Origin of the sequence: Mesorhizobium sp. CA8 (assembly GCF_020164955.1) — a bacterium.
GTDB lineage: Bacteria > Pseudomonadota > Alphaproteobacteria > Rhizobiales > Rhizobiaceae > Mesorhizobium.
Genome location: NZ_JAIUHG010000007.1, coordinates 217162 through 235161, shown reverse-complemented (window position 1 = coordinate 235161; position 18000 = coordinate 217162). Strand labels below are relative to the sequence as shown.

At 63.2% G+C, this 18000-nt stretch carries 18 protein-coding genes; 11 read left to right on the top strand and 7 right to left on the bottom strand.

The genetic code is table 11. The annotated features are described in order from the left end of the window. Nucleotides 1-152: 152 nt before the first annotated feature. From LB553_RS10895 to LB553_RS10885, 3 genes are read right to left on the bottom strand one after another with little or no spacing between them, the layout of a single operon-like run. Nucleotides 153-926, bottom strand: a complete 774-nt coding sequence (locus tag LB553_RS10895; RefSeq protein WP_224513028.1) for an enoyl-CoA hydratase — start codon at nt 924-926, stop codon at nt 153-155. Between the two features lie 47 nt (nt 927-973). Next, entirely contained in the window at nt 974-1864 is an 891-nt protein-coding gene (gene mutM / locus LB553_RS10890; RefSeq protein WP_224513027.1) for a bifunctional DNA-formamidopyrimidine glycosylase/DNA-(apurinic or apyrimidinic site) lyase, read from the bottom strand. Continuing rightward, nucleotides 1857-3095 (bottom strand): phosphopentomutase, encoded by a 1239-nt coding sequence (locus LB553_RS10885; RefSeq protein ID WP_224513026.1) that lies wholly within the window; start codon nt 3093-3095, stop codon nt 1857-1859. The genes mutM and LB553_RS10885 overlap by 8 nt, the downstream gene beginning before the upstream one ends. Before the next feature lie 132 nt (nt 3096-3227). Between LB553_RS10885 and LB553_RS10880 the strand changes: the two genes are divergently transcribed. Then, nucleotides 3228-4166, top strand: a complete 939-nt coding sequence (locus LB553_RS10880; RefSeq protein WP_224513023.1) for a phosphate/phosphite/phosphonate ABC transporter substrate-binding protein — start codon at nt 3228-3230, stop codon at nt 4164-4166. Between the two features lie 4 nt (nt 4167-4170). Here the strand turns inward: LB553_RS10880 and LB553_RS10875 are convergent, their stop codons facing one another. The 3 genes from LB553_RS10875 to LB553_RS10865 form a co-directional block, all read right to left on the bottom strand. Next, a complete protein-coding gene (locus tag LB553_RS10875; RefSeq protein ID WP_224513047.1) occupies nt 4171-4782 on the bottom strand; it encodes a TadE/TadG family type IV pilus assembly protein in 612 nt (203 codons plus the stop codon). Nucleotides 4783-4808: 26 nt separating this feature from the next. Beyond that, entirely contained in the window at nt 4809-5420 is a 612-nt protein-coding gene (locus LB553_RS10870) for a TadE/TadG family type IV pilus assembly protein (RefSeq protein WP_411962255.1), read from the bottom strand. Nucleotides 5421-5562: 142 nt separating this feature from the next. Then, nucleotides 5563-5985 carry a pilus assembly protein N-terminal domain-containing protein gene (locus LB553_RS10865; RefSeq protein WP_224513020.1) on the bottom strand — a complete coding sequence of 141 codons (423 nt, stop codon included), beginning with the start codon at nt 5983-5985 and terminating at the stop codon, nt 5563-5565. 345 nt (nt 5986-6330) lie between these two features. Between LB553_RS10865 and LB553_RS10860 the strand changes: the two genes are divergently transcribed. The 9 genes from LB553_RS10860 to LB553_RS10820 all read left to right on the top strand — a co-directional run bounded on the left by LB553_RS10860 (nt 6331) and on the right by LB553_RS10820 (nt 15565). Then, nucleotides 6331-6510, top strand: coding sequence for a Flp family type IVb pilin (locus tag LB553_RS10860; RefSeq protein ID WP_224513019.1), 180 nt, complete (start codon nt 6331-6333; stop codon nt 6508-6510). Between the two features lie 155 nt (nt 6511-6665). Next, nucleotides 6666-7184 carry a prepilin peptidase gene (locus LB553_RS10855; protein WP_224513017.1) on the top strand — a complete coding sequence of 173 codons (519 nt, stop codon included), beginning with the start codon at nt 6666-6668 and terminating at the stop codon, nt 7182-7184. A 245-nt stretch (nt 7185-7429) separates the two neighbouring features. Then, nucleotides 7430-8242 carry a Flp pilus assembly protein CpaB gene (gene cpaB, locus LB553_RS10850; RefSeq protein ID WP_224513016.1) on the top strand — a complete coding sequence of 271 codons (813 nt, stop codon included), beginning with the start codon at nt 7430-7432 and terminating at the stop codon, nt 8240-8242. Beyond that, nucleotides 8239-9789, top strand: a complete 1551-nt coding sequence (locus LB553_RS10845) for a type II and III secretion system protein family protein (protein ID WP_224513015.1) — start codon at nt 8239-8241, stop codon at nt 9787-9789. The genes cpaB and LB553_RS10845 overlap by 4 nt, the downstream gene beginning before the upstream one ends. A gap of 14 nt (nt 9790-9803) precedes the next feature. Beyond that, nucleotides 9804-10535, top strand: coding sequence for a CpaD family pilus assembly protein (locus tag LB553_RS10840; RefSeq protein ID WP_224513014.1), 732 nt, complete (start codon nt 9804-9806; stop codon nt 10533-10535). Nucleotides 10536-10580: 45 nt separating this feature from the next. Then, nucleotides 10581-11864: an AAA family ATPase gene (locus LB553_RS10835; RefSeq protein WP_224513013.1), complete on the top strand. Its 1284-nt coding sequence runs from the start codon at nt 10581-10583 to the stop codon at nt 11862-11864. A 30-nt stretch (nt 11865-11894) separates the two neighbouring features. Then, nucleotides 11895-13391, top strand: a complete 1497-nt coding sequence (locus LB553_RS10830; RefSeq protein WP_224513012.1) for a CpaF family protein — start codon at nt 11895-11897, stop codon at nt 13389-13391. Nucleotides 13392-13521: 130 nt separating this feature from the next. Further along, nucleotides 13522-14535, top strand: a complete 1014-nt coding sequence (locus tag LB553_RS10825; RefSeq protein ID WP_224513011.1) for a type II secretion system F family protein — start codon at nt 13522-13524, stop codon at nt 14533-14535. Nucleotides 14536-14548: 13 nt separating this feature from the next. Then, on the top strand, nt 14549-15565 hold the full coding sequence (locus tag LB553_RS10820) for a type II secretion system F family protein (RefSeq protein ID WP_224513010.1): 1017 nt from the start codon (nt 14549-14551) through the stop codon (nt 15563-15565). A gap of 89 nt (nt 15566-15654) precedes the next feature. Here the strand turns inward: LB553_RS10820 and LB553_RS10815 are convergent, their stop codons facing one another. After that, nucleotides 15655-16482, bottom strand: coding sequence for a tetratricopeptide repeat protein (locus LB553_RS10815; protein ID WP_224513009.1), 828 nt, complete (start codon nt 16480-16482; stop codon nt 15655-15657). Between the two features lie 125 nt (nt 16483-16607). Here LB553_RS10815 and LB553_RS10810 point away from each other — a divergent pair, with 125 nt between their 5' ends. Further along, a complete protein-coding gene (locus tag LB553_RS10810; RefSeq protein WP_224513007.1) occupies nt 16608-17975 on the top strand; it encodes a leucyl aminopeptidase family protein in 1368 nt (455 codons plus the stop codon). Nucleotides 17976-18000: the final 25 nt, after the last annotated feature.

The following is an 18000-nucleotide window of genomic DNA, read 5'->3' as shown; positions in this document are numbered from 1 at the left end:
GCGTGAACCGCTTCGACGCAAACTGAAGCGGACAAATGATGTGCTACCAAACCGGACAACTTGATTAGCTACCGACACGTCACTTGGCGGTCTTTTTGGAGACGGAAAGCGCGGCGCGTCATGACCCGCCTTCAGTCATTGGGCAACGCGCCCTAGCGGTTGCTGAAATTCGGCTTCCGCTTCTCGACGAAGGCGGCCATGCCTTCCTTTTGGTCGTCGAGCGCAAACAGCGAATGGAACAGGCGGCGCTCGAAGCGCAGCCCTTCGGCGAGCGTCGTCTCGTAAGCGCGGTTGACGGCCTCCTTGGTCATCATCACCGATGGCAGCGAGAACTCGGCGATCTTGGCCGCTGCCTTCAGCGCTTCCTCGGTGAGCTCTGCGACCGGCACCACCCGCGATACCAGCCCGCTCCGCTCGGCTTCGGCCGCGTCCATCATTCGCCCGGTCAGGCACATGTCCATCGCCTTCGACTTGCCGACGAAGCGGGTCAGCCGCTGCGATCCGCCCATGCCCGGCATGACGCCGAGCGTGATTTCGGGCTGGCCGAATTTGGCATTGTCGCCGGCGATGATGAAGTCGCACATCATGGCAAGCTCGCAGCCGCCTCCGAGCGCATAGCCGGCCACTGCCGCGATGATGGGCTTGCGCGTGCGCGTGAATTCCTCCCAGCCGACGAAGAAGTCCTGCGTATAGGCGTCGGCGAAGGACATCGCCTGCATTTCCTTGATGTCGGCGCCCGCGGCAAACGCCTTTTCAGATCCCGTAAGCACCATCGCGCCGATGCCGGGATCGGCATTGAGCGCGCTCGCCGCCGCCACGACCTCCGCAAGGACTTGCGAGTTCAGCGCATTGAGCGCCTTGGGCCGGTTCAGCGTGATCAGCCCGACCTTGCCGCGTGTTTCCACGAGAATGGTTTCATAGGTCATGGTTCGCTTCCTTCCGCGGCAGTGGGATGATCGACATCGTTCCTAGCTTACCGCTGACAGGTCCGGCAATAAAAGGTCGAGCGGCCGCTTTGCACGATGCGCTCGATGTGGCCGCGGCAGCCCGGCTTCTGGCACGGCTCCCCCTCGCGATCGTAGACCGCGAAGGAATGCTGGAAATAGCCGAGCGATCCGTCGGCCTGGACATAGTCGCGCAGCGAGGAGCCGCCGGCGGCGATCGCATCGGCGATGACAGAGCGGATCGCTTCGGCGAGGCGCTCGCTTTGTTCTCTCGCCTTCTTGGCCGACCCGGCGATGGTGCCGGCTTCGCGCAGCGGCGAGAGCCCGGCGCGCCACAGTGCTTCCGAGACATATATATTGCCGAGCCCGGCGATCAGCCTCTGGTCGAGCAGCGCCGCCTTGAGCGGAGATCTGCGATCCTTCAGCAGCGAGGCGAGCAGGGGGCCGTCGAGCGCGTTTCCGGTTGGCTCGATGCCGAGTCCCGCCAGCATCGGATGTGTGTCCGGCGCGCCTTCGGCAAACAGCATGAAGCCGAAGCGGCGCGGGTCGTTGAAGATGACGCGAGAGCGCTCGCCTTTTTCCGAGGCGACGTCGAACACGACATGGTCGTGCGCCGCGCTCTTCGAACGCTCCTGATGGAAGACGCCGGGGATGTCGCTGCTCTCGGCGGCCTCGACCCGGAACGATCCCGACATGCCGAGATGGCAGATCAGGACCGGACCGTCTTCCATATGCATCGTCAGATATTTGGCGCGGCGGCCGAGCGCCGTCACGGTCTTACCGCTAAGCCGCTCCGAAAAGCGTTCGGGAAAAGGAAAGCGAAGGTCGGGCCTGCGTGCCTCGACTTTGACGAGCCGCGCGCCTTCCAGGACCGGCTGCAGTCCGCGCCGGACCGTCTCGACTTCAGGTAGTTCAGGCATGATCGCCTATCGTTGCAAGGAAGGATGTCCCATGGCGACCGGTTGCCAGGCCGAGATGATCCGCGACGGTTTCGCCGATATCGGCGAAGGTCGGCCTCAGCCCTATATCACCGCCCGTCAGCCCCGGCCCGATACCGATCACCGGAACGCGTTCGCGCGTATGGTCGGTGCCGCGCCAGGTCGGATCGTTGCCATGATCTGCGGTCAGGATGAGCAGGTCGCCAGGCCTTATGCGCGACAGCGCCTCAGGCAGGCGGCGGTCGAAGCCCTCGAGCGCCGCGGCATAGCCGGCGACATCGCGCCGGTGGCCGAATTCGGTGTCGAAATCGACGAAATTGGCAAAGACCAGGTCGCCGTCGCCGGCGTCGTCCATGGCGCCGAGCGCCTTGTCGAACATGGCCATGTTGCCGCCTGCCTTGCGCACTTCCGAAATGCCGCGATGAGCGAAGATGTCGCCGATCTTGCCGACGGCGATGACCTTGCTGCCGCGCTCCGTCAGCCGGTCGAGCAGGGTCGGCTCCGGCGGCGGCACTGCATAGTCGCGGCGATTGTGGGTGCGCTGGAACGTAGCGGGCGTCTCGCCCACGAATGGCCGCGCGATCACCCGCCCGACCTTGAGCGGATCGACCAGCCGGCGCACCGTGAGGCAAAGCTCATAAAGCCGCTCCAGGCCGAAATGAGTTTCATGCGCGGCGATCTGCAATACAGAGTCCACCGAGGTATAGCAGATCGGTCTGCCGGTGCGGATATGCTCTTTGCCGAGCCGCTCGATGATCTCGGTTCCGGGCGCATGGCAATTGCCGAGGATGCCAGGCAGCTTGCCCTCGCGGATGATCGCGTCGGTCAGCTCGGCCGGAAAGGCGGGCACCGTGTCGGGGAAATAGCCCCAGTCGAACCGCACCGGCAGGCCGGCGATCTCCCAGTGGCCGGAGGGCGTATCCTTGCCGCTCGACACTTCCTGGGCGGCGCCATGGAAGGCCGAGGCGATCGGCGGCGCGTCGATGCCGGCCCTCAATCCCGTTGCGGTTTGCGCCGCCAGGCCAAGCCCGAGCGACATCATGTTGGGCACCGCGAGCCGCCCTTCGCGCAGCCCTTGCCGATCGGCACGATCATCGGCGCAGGCCTGAAAAATATGTCCGAACGTGTCGGCGCCGGCATCGCCATAGCGTTCGGCGTCGGCCGCGCCGCCGATGCCGAAAGAATCGAGAACAAACAGGAACGCGCGCGCCATGGGTGTCTTTGTTGTCAGTCCTGACTGCCAGACATAAGGCTCCCCGGCGGTGTTGGCAAATCGGAAACCAAACCGCAACGGCTTGGCGCCATAGTTGCGGCGAGGCGCGGATGCGGCGGGAGCGAAGCGGGTATGGCAGGGCGCGGCAAAACCGCGGTAAGGCAGGCCGTGAAGGTGTGCGCGGCAGCTCTCGTGGCGTTCGGCGCTGCCTCATGGCCGGCACGCGCCGACTGGCGTGACGATATCGGTACCTTCCGCATCGGCATCGTCGCCGAACCGGGCGGCGGCAACACCGTTCCGGGGCTCGCGCGCCTGACCGATGCCTATGCCAATGCGCTCGGCATGAAGGTCGAGTTCGTCGTTGCGCGCGACTACGCGGCGCTGATCGAAGCACAGGCGAGCGGACGCGTGCAATACGCGGTCTATTCCGCTCTCGCCTACGCCACGGCTTCCGAGCACTGCGGCTGTGTCGAGCCGCTGGTGGCGCCGGTCGATGCCGAAGGCGCGGTCGGCATCCGTTCCGTCCTGGTGACGCGCGACGGCAGACTTCCGGACCTCGCCGCCATGGCTTCGCACCGGATCGCGATAGCGCCGGCCGAAAATGTCGGTGGCGCGCTGCTGCCGCTGGCGGGGCTATCGGCCGAAGGCGTCAAGATCGCACGGGATTCAGCCTTCCTGGCGCGTGCCGCTTCAGCGACCGCGGCCGAGATCATGCTGGCCGGCGGCGAAGCGGATGCCCTGTTCGGCTGGGAGCCGGCCGGTGCCGACGGCCAGCCCAGCCATTCCGACGGAACGGTCGCGCGGCTGGAGGCGGCTGGCATCCCTCAAGCGTCGCTTCGCGTGTTGTGGACTTCGGGCCTCTTGCGCTACGGGCCGCACGCCGTCCGCAGCGATCTTGACCCCGAGGCAAAGCGCCGGCTGACGGTCTTCTTGACCAATCTCAAGTCACAGACGCCCGATATGTACGACCTGCTGGAGCGGGCGCATTCCGGTGGTTTTGGGCCGGCCGCACAGAAGGACTATGCGATGGCCGTGGCGATCGTGCGGCAGAAAACCGCCGGGCAGGAATAGCCTGTCAGCAGTCGCCGCAGGGTATCGTCGGGGACCGACGGGGCCTTAGATAGTAGGTTTCACTCATCGATATGTTGCTGAAAGCCGAGGTCAGCCCGAGCCCCTGCGAATTGCTGGCGGACCACGTGATGATCGGCTTGTAGCCGAGATCGCTTTCCACGCGGATCAGGAAAGTATTGCGGATCCTTAGCGTCGAGGGGACGGTCGTGGTGTCGCCGGGCTTGGCATCGGCGCTGTAGGTGTTGCCCACCAGCTTGCGCGACCACACTACATTCACTGTCGGCGTCGCCTCGTCGGACATCTGTATGGCGGTGATGATGATCGAGGGAGCCGAGCGGTTATAGGGCAGAAGCGTGGTGCCGCCGATCTTCATTATAGCGTCGAGGTTGGCCTTCACGACCGTCTGCTGTTGAGTTACGAGATCGGCCACCATGCTGCCGATGCGGCTGACCTTCTTGCTGGTCTCGATGGCCTGCGAGGCCTCCATCGTGATGAAATACATGATCAGGAGCACCGGCACGATGAACGCGAACTCGATCGCCGCGATGCCGCTGCGATCACGGCAAAACCGCTCCACCTTCGCCGAAATCCCCCGGAGTGCCCCCGTACTATGCATATCGTCCTCCACGCCGTCGAGCAGTCTCAATTGTCGTCGAATGGTTCGTTCTGCCAGGTCACCGACGCGAAATGCAGCGTTTTGCCGTCCTTCAGATTTGCCATCGATTTGGCCATGAAATCGGTCATCACCGGCCATTTGTAGAACACCCGCAGCATGTTGATGGTCTCTGCCAGTCCGGGCGAGACGGTAGGAGACATCGTGTTCGCGCCTTGCGTCAGCACGATATCGCCGCTCACGATCTTGAAACCTGCCGTCGCGGCGTCCGCGAAGCTCGAATATTCGCGCAGATCGACCAGCAGTGGAGCATTTGGCCCGGTATCGGTGCAGTTGTTCGAAACCATGATCTGCAGGCGATTGCAGATCAGCTGCTTGATGGAGGCTTCGGTGACGTTCGTCTTCTGCAACTGCCCGGTCCGCAGTTGGCGGGCCACATCGTCGGTGACGTTGGCCATCACCTCCTGGCCGGCGAACGAAATGCAGCTCTCGAGGATGGCGAAGACGAGAAGCGCGAATGGGATGGCCAGCAGCGCGAATTCCATCGCCGTGCTGCCGCGCCTGTCGCTGAAAAAGCCGGCGCGCGATCCGGCGCGCGCCTTGCTGTCCATGCCGTTGCCGGCTGTGGCATCCTTGCTCATATTGCGTTCCTGCCGATCCCTTTGCGGTACCGGCGGCAAGGTTAGTGAAAAACCCATTGAGTTCCGGTTTTGACGATCGTTAAATTCGCCGGGCAAGCTTTAAGCTGTGTTTAATGCCCGCGGGGTTCGCCCCTCGCACGGGTCAGTGCCCGGCGCTCATCTCGGATTCGGAAGCCTTCTCGGCCTCGGTCTTGAACGCACTCTCGCAATAGGGGGTGCAGGACATGGTCTGGACTTCGGCGCGTCTGTAGATGCGCACCGAGGAGGCGGCCTGTCGCACGACGGTTACTTGTTCATCGATGATCGGGCTGCCGTCGGAATCGAGCACGACCATATTGGTGACCCCAAAGCCCTTGCCGGTGAGAACGATGGTCGAGGCGTCCTGCACGGAGGCGTCGGCGATCGCCGGGTTGCCGATGACGACCGTGTCGGCCGCGCGTGACAATTTGACGATCTTTGCCTGGTTCATGGTGACTTCTATACCCGCGCCGGCCCTGGCCGGCATGACCAAGGCGGCAACTGCCAGCAGCGCGGCGACTGGAAACAGCGATCTCGACAACGTCATTGAAGCGCTCCGGGCGGGCAGATTCTTCAACGGAACATGAACGAGATTGGTGAAGCAACGGTTAAACCGGGCCCGGCATGATTAAGGATCGCCTGCATGGTGCGCCATGCGTCCATGGCGCTTATTGTTTAGCAATATTGCACAAGCGCCGGTTTCCCGGGAACCCGGGCTCCTTGGCGATGTTTAGGCCACGATTAACCACACAGCGCGTTCACCACCGGAAAGGAATCGCTAAGGCTGTTTATTAAGCCGATTGAAACGGCTTCTCCCTAAATTTGCGGCATCCGATCAACCGCGAAGAGAAGTTGACGGAAGTGCTGCAACACGTGGAGTAGGAACTCTCGAATGTCTAATCTCATTGCACGTTTCGTGAAAGACGAATCCGGCGCGACCGCCATCGAATACGGTCTGATCGCCGCTCTCATCGCGCTCGCCATCATGATCGGCGCTACAGCGCTCGGCACCTCGCTGAACGCCAAGTTCCAGAACATTGCCACGACGCTTAACAACGCCGGGAATCCGTGACAGGCTGCGGTATCGCGCCTTTCGAACAAGAAGAAAAGGGCCGCCAGTGGCGGCCTTTTTCATGCAGTCGGCCGATTTTGATCGTCAGGCCTCATCGATCGTTAATCCGCCGCGCCTAGGATGCCGCTGAGAACTTGCCACAGGCCGCCGCATCCATGCTTGAAGCCGTGATCTTCGTCGTCTTTCCTTTCTGCATGCTGTTCGCTGCGGTCTCGGACACCTTGTCGATGACGATCGCCAACCGCGTTCCCGTGTTGCTGGTGGCCACATTCGCGCTTGTCGCGCCGCTCACCGGGATGGACTGGGCAGCCTATGGCTGGCACTTCGCTGCCGGCGCCCTCGTGCTCGCGATGACGTTCGGCCTTTTTGCGCTCGGCGGCATGGGCGGCGGTGACGCCAAGCTTCTGGCCGCGACCGCGCTATGGATGGGCCTCAATGTCAACCTGATCGGCTATCTGGTGACGTCGGCTTTCATCGGCGGCCTGCTTACGGCGGCAATCCTTGCTTACCGGAAATCGCCGCTCTCCATGTACACCGGCCACCACCGTTTCCTGCGCCATTTCGCGGACGAGAGCGTTGGCATCCCATATGGCATTGCGCTAGGCGCCGGTGGGCTGATCACCTTCCCGGATTCGCCGCTGGTGGTGTGGGCGCTGGAGAGGCTCACGACATAGGCCTGGCGACGTCGAGTCGGCGATGCCGTCGATCTCCGCGATCCCCGGCGGCTTGACCGGCCTTCTGTCAGATCGGAGGGCGGCGCGGCCGCCCTTTTTTGTTAACGGCGAGCCGTTCCGTCTAATTTGAGTAAACCTTAAATTAATCACGATCGTAAGTATTGCATTAACCTTGTTTTGACGATTGCAGCTGCAAAGTCCGGCCTGGCGAGGTGGTTTGCCTTGAGGCGAAGGGTTTCGGACGAATGCCAGCATCCCGATTGATTATTCTGGGCGTGGCTGCGGTCGCGGCGGGTGGCGCGGGCTATGTGGCGAAGAACATGGTCGTGGCGCCGCCGCCTCAGGTCATCGTCGATGCACCCAAGCAGCCGGCGATCGCACTGCAGGATGTGCTGGTGCTTTCCGGTGACGTGCCGATGGGGAGCCAGCTCGGCGCCAACATCAGCTGGGAGCAATGGCCGGCCGATGGCGTCAACGCCAATTTCATCACGCGCGCCGCCGAGCCTGACGCGGTCGAAAAACTCAAGGGCTCGGTCGCCCGCGTTGCCATGTATACCGGCGAACCTTTGCGGCGCTCCAAGCTGGTCGGCGAGGGGCAAAGCTTCATGTCATCGATCCTGCCTTCCGGCATGCGCGCCGTCGCGACCGCGATATCGGCCGACACGTCCGCCGGCGGCTTCATCCTGCCCAACGACTTCGTCGACGTTATCATGACCCGCCGCGCCGACACCGGCAATGGCGGCAGCGGCTTCAACACCGAGACGATTCTCAAGAACATCCGTGTGCTGGCCATCGACCAGACCATCCAGGAAGACGAGGAAGGCAAGAAGACCAGGGTCGGCCAGACCGCGACGCTGGAACTGACGCCGCAGCAGGCGGAGATCATCACGGTGGCGCAGCAGATGGCGGACCGCCTGACGCTCGCGCTGCGCCCGATCACCGACATCCATGAAAAGATTACGGAAGAAGCCGACTATCTGGTCAACGGCAATGGCCGGCGCGGAACGGTTCGTCTGATCAAGTCGGGCGAGGTTTCCGAGGTAGGAGCAAGGAAATGAGGCTGAACGGCAAAATGCTGCCCGTCCTGGCCGCCGCGGCGATCGGGTTTTTCCTGGTCGGCACCGGCGCTCCGGGACTGGTCGAAGCCAAGGCCGCGAGCGCCGGCGTGTCGGCTTCCGTCGCCACGCAGCGCGTCAAGCTCGGCCTCAACAAATCCGTGGTCATCGACTTGCCGAGCGACGCCTATGATATCCTCGTCGCCAATCCGGCCGTTGCCGATGCCGTGACGCGCACGGCGCGGCGCATCTACCTGTTCGGCAAGGCGGTCGGCGAAACCAACATCTTCGTTTTCGGTCCCAATGGCGAGCAGATCGTCAGCCTGGATCTGGCCGTCGAGCGCGACGTCGCCGGGCTGGAGGACTATCTGAAGCGCTTCATCCCGTCCTCGCAGATCAAGGTCGAGCTTCTCAATGACAACGTCGTCTTGACGGGCACGGTCGACACGCCCCTCGATGCCAAGCGCGCCGTCGACTTGGCAACCATCTTCGTGTCCGGCGGTGAAGCGACGACGGGTCAATATTCGCAGACCGCTGCCGGCGGCTCGGTCAATGGTGGCGTCGACATCAACAACCCCGACCAGGAGCGCCGGACCTCCAAGATCGTCAACCTGTTGCAGATCATCGGCGACGATCAGGTGACGCTGAAGGTGACCGTCGCCGAAGTCAGCCGCTCGGTGATGAAGCAGCTCGGCGTCAACATGATCGGCGCCGGCAGCTCCAATGGCATTTCCTACGGCGCGCAAAGTTCGCCAGCCTTCGGTTTGGGCAAGCCGATTTCGCAGACTTCCGGCTTGTTGCTGGGCGATGGTATCGGAAACGGCATCCAGGCTTACATCAACGCAATGGAACAAAGCGGCGTCATGAAGACGTTGGCAGAGCCCACCCTTACCGCCGTTTCTGGCGAAAAGGCTACATTCAAGGTCGGCGGTGAATTCAATCTGGTCGGCGGACGCTCAAGCAACGTGTCGACTGATAATCAGACAGGTCAGACCACATATGCTTTCGACAAAATAGAGTATGGCATTGGTCTCGAGTTCCAGCCCGTCGTGCTGTCGGCCGGGCGCATCAGCCTCAAGGTCAGAACGGCAGTTTCGGAGCCGACCACCGAAGGTGCCGGGACTCTCGAAGGAGGGGGTAAGACCGCTATAGGCATGCCCGGAACGACGCTTTTGTCGCTCCGCAAACGACTGGCCGACACCACCGTCGAGTTGCCGTCGGGCGGGTCGATGATGATTGCGGGGCTCGTTCGGGATGACGTTCGCCAGGCTGTCGCTGGATTGCCTGGCCTTGCCAAGATCCCCGTCCTCGGCACGCTGTTCCGCAGCCGCGATTTTGTGCGCAACGAAAGCGAGCTCGTCATCATCATCACGCCTTACCTGGTCAAGCCTGTCGCACGCAACGATCTGGCGAAGCCGGATGACAATTTCAATCCTGCGAGCGACGGCGCCGGCATGTTCCTCGGCCGCGTCAACCGCGTCTACGGCACTATGCAGACCGACAGACCGCCGGGTCGCTACCACGGCGTCGTCGGCTTCATCTACAAATGAGTGGGAATGCGGATATGTCCAAGTCAGCATCGAAGATCATGACGGTCCGGACAGCACCCGGCATCGCAAGGCTCCGTCGGCAGGTGGTCCCGGTACTGGCGGTTATGTTGGCATCGTTGCTCGCAGGTTGCGCCAACCGTGACAGCGTCACGGTTGGGTCGGTTCCGGACGATTACCGCACGACCCATCCGATCGTCATCGCCGAGAAGAACCAGAAGATCGACCTACCGGTCGGCGCCGGCGATCGCGGCATGACCGGCGCGCAGCGCGATACGCTGCTGGGCTTTCTCGACGGCTATGACAAGAGCGCCGCGCCGGCTCTCACGATCGCCATGCCGGTCGGGTCCGCCAACGAGGTTGCCGCCCGGGCCGCCGGCCGCGATTTTGCCAGGCTCGCCATGGCGGCGGGCGTAAAGCGCAACCGCATCATCATGACATCCTACCAGTCGGCGGTGCCGGAAGCGTCCGCGCCGGTGCGCGTCGCCTTCGTCGCGGTGCGGGCCCAAACCGACAAATGCGGCCGTTGGCCGGACGATATCCTGGAGACCTCTGAGAACAAGCACTATGCCGACTTTGGCTGCTCCTACCAAAACAACCTCGCGGCTCAAGTCGCCAATCCCAACGATCTGATCGGGCCGCGCAAGCAGTCCGACATCGACGCCGAAAATCGTGGCGCGGTGATCGACAAATACCGCGAGAGGGGCATCTCGGAAGAGTTCCTCGGCAATTCGGAAGTAACCTACTAAGCCGCGCCGGACGACAAAGAGAGCAGTCACGGAAAGAGCATGACGATGAGCAATCTTGCCTACGACACGCCTGCGGAAACCGGCGACCTTTCGCAGCAGGACATCGCCGCCATGCAGGCGCTGCGTCCCGTGCCGCGCATTTCGATCCAGGCCTTCTGCGAGACCGAGGGAGTCGCCAATCCCGTCGCGCGTGCCGGCGAGGATCGCCGGATGGCCAAGGCCCATCTCAAGGTCCATATGGGCGGCATTCCGACCGCGATCGAGTTCTACCAGTCCGCGCCGACACCGAACCTGATCTTGCTGGAATCGCGCAGCGAACCGCAGCAGTTGCTCGAACAACTGGGCCGGCTCGCGGAATATTGCGATCCGTCCTCCAAGGTCGTGGTCATTGGTCACTACAATGATGTCGGGCTCTACCGCGAGCTTATCCGCTCAGGCATCTCCGAATATGTCATCGCGCCGGTCTCGATGTCCGACATCGTCAGCGTCGTATCGTCAATCTTCGTCGATCCGGATTCGGAGCCGATCGGCCGCTCGATCGCTTTCATCGGCGCCAAGGGCGGCGTGGGCTCCTCGACCATCGCTCACAATGTCGCCTGGGCGATGTCTTCCCTGTTCAAGTCCGAAGTCGTCATCGCCGATCTCGATCTCGCCTTCGGCACCGCCAATATCAATTTCGACCAGGATCCGCCGCAAGGCATCGCCGAGGCGGTGTTTTCGCCCGAGCGGGTGGACGAGGTCTATCTCGACCGCCTGCTCGCGCAATGCGCCGAGCATCTGTCGCTGCTCGCGGCTCCCTCCACGCTCGAGCGCGTCTATGATTTCGACTCCGAAGCCTTCGCGCAGATCATCGAGACGGCGCAGCGCAGCGCGCCTTTGCTGGTCCTCGACGTCCCTCACGTCTGGAGCGGGTGGACCAAGAGCACGCTGATCAAGGCGGACGAAATCGTCATCACCGCCACGCCCGAGCTCGCAAATCTTCGCAACACGAAGAACATGGTGGACATGCTGAAGCGGCTGCGTCCGAACGATCCGCCGCCGAAGCTGATCATCAACCAGGCGGGCGTACCGAAGCGGCCGGAGATCGCGGCTTCCGACTTCGCCGAACCGCTCGGCATCACGCCGATGGCGGTGATCAACTTCGAACCGCTGCTGTTCGGCAACGCCGCCAACAACGGCCGCATGCTCTCCGAGATGGACGCCAAGAGCCCGGTCGTCGTGACCATCAATGAAATAGCGCATGTGCTGACCGGACGCAGCGAAATCAAGGCAAGGAAGAAGGCAGGCCTGGGCTCGATCCTCGGCAAGCTCTCGCGCAACAAGAAGTGACGCTGATTGAGCGGCATCGGGTAGTCGATCATGTTTGGTAAAAGAGGCAAAGACGACGGCAGCCGGGCAACGCCCGAATTCCGTCCGCCGGCATCCGCTCCCGCCGCCCCTCCAACGGGAACGGTGACGGCCGAACGACCGGTCGCGCCACCGTCCGGCACGCCGGCCGCATCGCCCGCGCGCCGCCCTGTCGAGGCGCCGCCCATGGCGCCGGACCCGCCAAGAAGGCCCCAGCGCGAGCGCTCGGAGACCTATTACGACACCAAGAGCCAGGTTTTCTCCGCGCTCATCGACACGATCGATCTGTCGCAGCTCGCCAAGCTCGATCCCGAGAGCGCGCGCGAGGAAATCCGCGACATTGTCAACGACATCATCGCGATCAAGAACTTTGCGATGTCGATCTCCGAGCAGGAAGAGCTGCTCGAGGACATCTGCAACGACATTCTGGGCTATGGACCGCTGGAGCCCTTGCTTGCGCGTGACGACATCGCCGACATCATGGTCAACGGCTCCAAGAACGTCTACATCGAAGTTAATGGCAAGGTCGAACAGACCGGCGTCCGTTTCCGCGACAACCAGCAGCTGCTCAACATTTGCCAGCGCATCGTCAGCCAGGTCGGCCGCCGCGTCGACGAATCGAGTCCGATCTGCGACGCGCGCCTGCCCGACGGCTCGCGCGTCAACGTCATCGCGCCGCCGCTGTCGATCGACGGCACCGCGCTCACCATCCGCAAATTCAAGAAGGACAAGCTGACGCTGGACCAGCTGGTCAAGTTCGGCGCCATCTCGCCGCAAGCGGCGGAAATCCTCAAGATCATAGGCCGCGTCCGCTGCAATGTCGTCATTTCGGGCGGCACGGGTTCGGGCAAAACCACGCTGCTCAATTGCCTGACCAACTATATCGACCGCGAGGAGCGCGTCATTACTTGCGAGGATTCGGCGGAGCTGCAGCTGCAGCAGCCGCATGTGGTCCGTCTCGAAACCCGGCCGCCCAATCTGGAGGGCGAGGGCGAGGTGACCATGCGCGACCTGGTCAAGAACTGCCTGCGCATGCGGCCGGAGCGGATCATCGTCGGCGAAGTGCGCGGACCGGAAGTGTTCGACCTGCTGCAGGCGATGAACACCGGTCACGACGGCTCCATGGGGACGATCCACTCGAACAGCCCGCGCGAATGCCTCAACCGCATCGAATCGATGATCGCCATGGGTGGCTATTCGCTGCCGCAGCGCACAGTGCGCGAGATCGTCGTCGGCTCGATCGACGTGATCATCCAGGCGGCCCGCCTGCGCGACGGCTCGCGCCGCATCACCCACATCACCGAGGTGGTCGGCATGGAAGGCGATGTCATCATCACCCAGGACCTTGTCCTCTACAACATCAAGGGCGAGGACTCGAGCGGCCGCCTGGTCGGCGAGCATGTGTCGACGGGCATCGGCCGTCCGCATTTCTGGGACCGCGCCCGCTATTATGGCGAGGAACAGCGCCTCGCCAACGCGCTCGAGGCGATGGAGAAACGCGCTGACTGAGGCATCTGGAGGTTGGAAGCAATTCCAGGAAAAGGTGAAGCGGCTTTCCGTCCGGAATTGCGTCAAAACAAAGAGATAGGGCGGTTCGCCGGTTTCTTGGAACGGCGAAATGCCCGAAGGACCCTGGTCGATGTTCGGAATTGATACCACCGTATTGGCTTTCGTCGTGCTCGCCGGCTTCAGCGCCGGCGCGGTGGCCTATGCTTTCCTGTTCACGCGCATCGACAACGAGAAGCAGGCCGGCAAGCGGCTTCAGACCGTCAAGACCGCCGAAACCGACCGGTCTGTGGTGAAAGCGACGCGCGACCGCGCCGCGGAAGCGGTCAAGCGGCGAAAAAACGTCCAGGACTCGCTGAAGCAGCTCGACGAGAAGCAGAAGACCAACGATCGCAACGTCAAGAAACCGCCGCTGAAGGTCCAGATCCGCCAGGCCGGCATGCAGGTTCCGATCGAGCGCTTCTACATGTATTCGGCTGTCTGCGGGATCGTGCTCACGGGCCTTCTCTTTTTCGTCGGCGCGCCTTTGTGGGCTCTGCCCGGCGCCCTGCTGGCGGGCGGCCTCGGCCTGCCGCGCTGGTTTGTCTCCTTTCGCCGCACACGCCGCGTCAAGGCCTTCTTGGAAGAGTTCCCGAACGCGCTCGACATCATCGTGCGCGCGGTCAAGTCCGGCTTGCCGCTCAACGATGCGATCCGCCTGATCGCCAATGAATCGCCTGAACCGGTCCGCTCCGAATTCCGCCGCATCGTCGATTCCCAGCAGATGGGCATGTCGGTGCCGGACGCCGCCATGCGCATGTCCGAGACCATGCCGTGCAGCGAGGCCGGCTTCTTCGGCATCGTCATCCAGATCCAGTCGCAGGCCGGCGGCAACTTGTCCGAGGCGCTGGGCAACCTTTCGCGCGTGCTGCGCGACCGCAAGAAGATGAAAGCCAAGGTCCAGGCGCTGTCGATGGAAGCCAAGGCATCCGCCGCCATTATCGGCGCCTTGCCTTTCGTCGTCGCCTTCCTCGTCTATCTGTCGAGCCCGAACTATATCATGCCGCTGTTCACCACCAACGTCGGCAACCTGATCCTCGGCTGCGCGGGTGTGTGGATGTCGATCGGGATCCTGGTGATGCGCAAGATGATGAACTTCGAAGTGTAGAGGCGCGGATCCAGTGACAGAGCAGGTCGTCAAAACACTCACCGATCCTTCTTTCCTGATCGCGATGCTGGTCGGCATTGCCGTGTTCGCGACCGTCTTCACGCTCATGCCGGCGTTCGGCGGCACGTCGCTCAGGTCGCGCATGAAAAGCGTGGCCCTTGAACGCGACAAATTGCGCGCCGAGCAGCGTGCGCGGCTGGCCAGCGAGGCCGACCGCCGTCGCAAAGGCCTGCGCGAGGAACAGTCCATCGGCATGCGCAACGTCGTCGACCGCCTCGATCTCAGGCGCGCGCTCGCAGATGAAAACACGATCCAGAAGCTCAAGGTCGCGGGCTTCCGCGGCGAGAACCCGCTGACGCGTTTCCTCTTCTTCCGCCTCGTCCTGCCATTCGTCGGTTTTGCCTTGGCGGCCATCTATCTGTTCGTGCTCGGCGGCTTGCCGCAGCAGCCGACTTTCATCAGGCTGTTCGTCTGTGTCGTTGTCGCCTATGGCGGCTTCTATGCGCCGATCGTCTACGTCAACAACCGCGCGACCAAGCGCAAGCAGTCGATCCAGCTGGCGTGGCCGGACGCGCTCGACCTGATGCTGATCTGTGTGGAATCCGGCATGTCGGTGGAAGCGGCCTTGCGCAGGGTTGCCGACGAAATCGGCGCGCAGTCGGTGGCGCTTGCCGAGGAATTTGTGCTCACCAATGCCGAGCTGTCCTATCTGCAGGACCGCAAGATCGCCTATGAGAACCTGGCAAGCCGCACCGGCCTGGAATCGGTGAGGTCGGTGTCCCAGGCCTTGGTCCAGGCCGAACGCTACGGCACGCCGGTGGCGCACGCGCTGCGCGTGCTCGCCTCGGAAAGCCGCGACATGCGCATGAATGCCGCCGAAAAGAAGGCCGCAGCGCTTCCGCCGAAGCTCACCGTGCCGATGATCCTGTTCTTCCTGCCGGTTCTATTCGCCATCATTCTTGGGCCGGCCGGCATCCAGGTCAGTCAGCGCGGCATCTTCGGCGACCAGCACAGCTCCTCGAGCCAATAGGCGGGCCGTACGCATCAATCAAAAACCGCGCGGGGTCCGCGCGGCTTTCAATTTTTCAGAGGCGATCGGCTTAGCGCCATCCGCAGCGGTCAGTTCGTGGCGACTTTCGCCTTGTCCTTGTCCTGATCCTTCAGCTGGCTCCAGGCGTTCTGCTGGGCAAGCATCTGGCGCAGATAAGCGACGTTGGCCTGCGCCTGCTCGGGCGACAGCTCCTGCGAAGCGATCTTCTCTGCCTCGTCGAAACGGCCCTGCAGGCCTACGACCAGCGCGAGATTCTGGCGCACCCTGCTATCGGCGCCGGGCTGCTGCGCGGCGGAACGCATATAGGTTTCTGCCGTGCGCAAGTCGCCCTCGAGCACATAGGACATGCCGAGATTGGACAGCACCGAAGGCTCGTTCGGCTTCAGTTCCAGCGCCTTGCGATAGTCCTGCCGCGCTTCGTCCTTCTGTCCCATCTGGTCGAGAATGGCGGCTTCCGCCGAGACCAGCTTCCAGTCCGGATATTCGGGCGTCTGCGCGCGCCGCACGGCATCGAGAGCCGGCTCGAACTGGCCGTTGGCGGCAAGCGCCTTCCCATAGGCCGCAAGCACCTCGCGATCCTTGGGATAGGCGATCGCCAGCTTGCGCATCACCGCCAGCGACTGATCGGCATCGCCGTCCATCTGCAGCGCCGCCGCGAAATTCATCGCGATGCGCTTGTCGTTCGGATTGCGGGCATAGGATTGGCCGAGCCTGGACGTGGCGGTGCGCAATTCGCCGGCCGACATCGTTTCCAGCGGCCTGCTGTCGGAGCGGGAGATGGAGCCCGTGGTGAACTTGCTGGTGCTGCCGCAACCGGCCATGCTTGTCGCCAGCGCGGCCATGAAGACCGTGGTGATCAGACGCTTGGCTGTAAGGTTCAACACTTCGGTCGGCATCGGCGCCCGGTCTCCATTCCTGTGCGGCCATTGGCTGGCCGTCTTCCCTCCCGCAGAAATATTCTGTTAACCCTAACGGACCGTTAAGAAGCGCCGACTCGAACTGTTCGGCCGGAGATCATCGCATGCCTGTCGAACTCGTTGAGCAGAAGCCGGAAGCCGTCTTGCCTGTCTATCTAGTGCCAAAGGATGCCCTTGAAGCCGCTGCGCTGCCGCCGCCCGCTATCGCCTGGGCGAGAGCCAACGGGTTTTCCGGCGAGGCAGGGCGCACGCTGGTCCTGCCGGGCGAGGGCGGCAGCCTTGCCGGCGCGCTGTTCGGCACAGGCGACGGCGAAAGCGTTCTTGCGCTCGGCGCGCTGGCAAGGTCGTTGCCGGAAGGCGATTGGCATTTCGCGTCGGGCCTCGCGCAGCCCGATCTCGCCGCGCTCGCGCTGGTCCTTGGGGGCTATGTCTTCACCCGCTACGGCAAGAAGCCCGGCAAGGCCTTGCGCTTTGCGCTACCGGAGGGCGCCGACGCCGCACATGTCCGCCGCGTGGCCGACAGCGTGTTCCTGACACGCGACCTCGTCAACACGCCGACCAGCGACCTGGGGCCGCTCGAACTGGAAGAAGCCGCCCGGAAACTGGCGGCCGCTCATGGTGCCGATATCTCAGTGATCCATGGCGACGATCTCCTGGCGGGGAACTTCCCAATGATCCATGCCGTCGGCCGTGCCTCCACCGGCGCGCCGCGGCTGATCGACATGATTTGGGGACCGGGCGATGCGCCGAAGGTGACGCTGGTCGGCAAGGGCGTCTGCTTCGACACCGGCGGCCTCGACATCAAGCCTTCGTCCGGCATGCTTTTGATGAAGAAGGACATGGGCGGCGCCGCCAATGTGTTGGGTCTCGCCTCCATGATGATGGCGGCGAGATTGAACGTCCGGCTGCGTGTGCTGATCCCCGCCGTCGAGAATTCGATCGCCGGCAACGCCTTCCGGCCCGGCGACGTGCTCAGGAGCCGCAAGGGCATCACGGTCGAGATCGGCAACACCGACGCCGAAGGCAGGCTGATCCTGGCCGATGCGCTGGCGCTGGCCGACGAGGAACAGCCCGCTTTGCTGGTCGACATGGCGACGCTGACCGGAGCCGCCCGGGTCGCGCTGGGGCCGGATCTGGCGCCCTTCTACACCGCCGACGAGACGCTTGCCGCCGACCTTGCAGCCGCGTCCGTCGCGGTCGAGGATCCACTGTGGCGAATGCCGCTATGGCGTCCCTATGATGCTAAGCTTTCCTCGAAGGTCGCCGACATCAACAATGTCACCACCGACGGTTTTGCCGGATCGATCACTGCGGCGCTTTTCCTCAAGCGCTTCGTCGAGAAGACTCACAGCTGGGCGCATTTCGACATCTTCGCTTGGAATCCGGCCGATCGTCCCTACGGCCTGACCGGCGGCGAAGCGCAGGGCATTCGCGCGCTGGAGCGGGTAATCGCCGAGCGTTTCGGGGCGTAGCTGCAAAACGCCGCCACTGAAACGG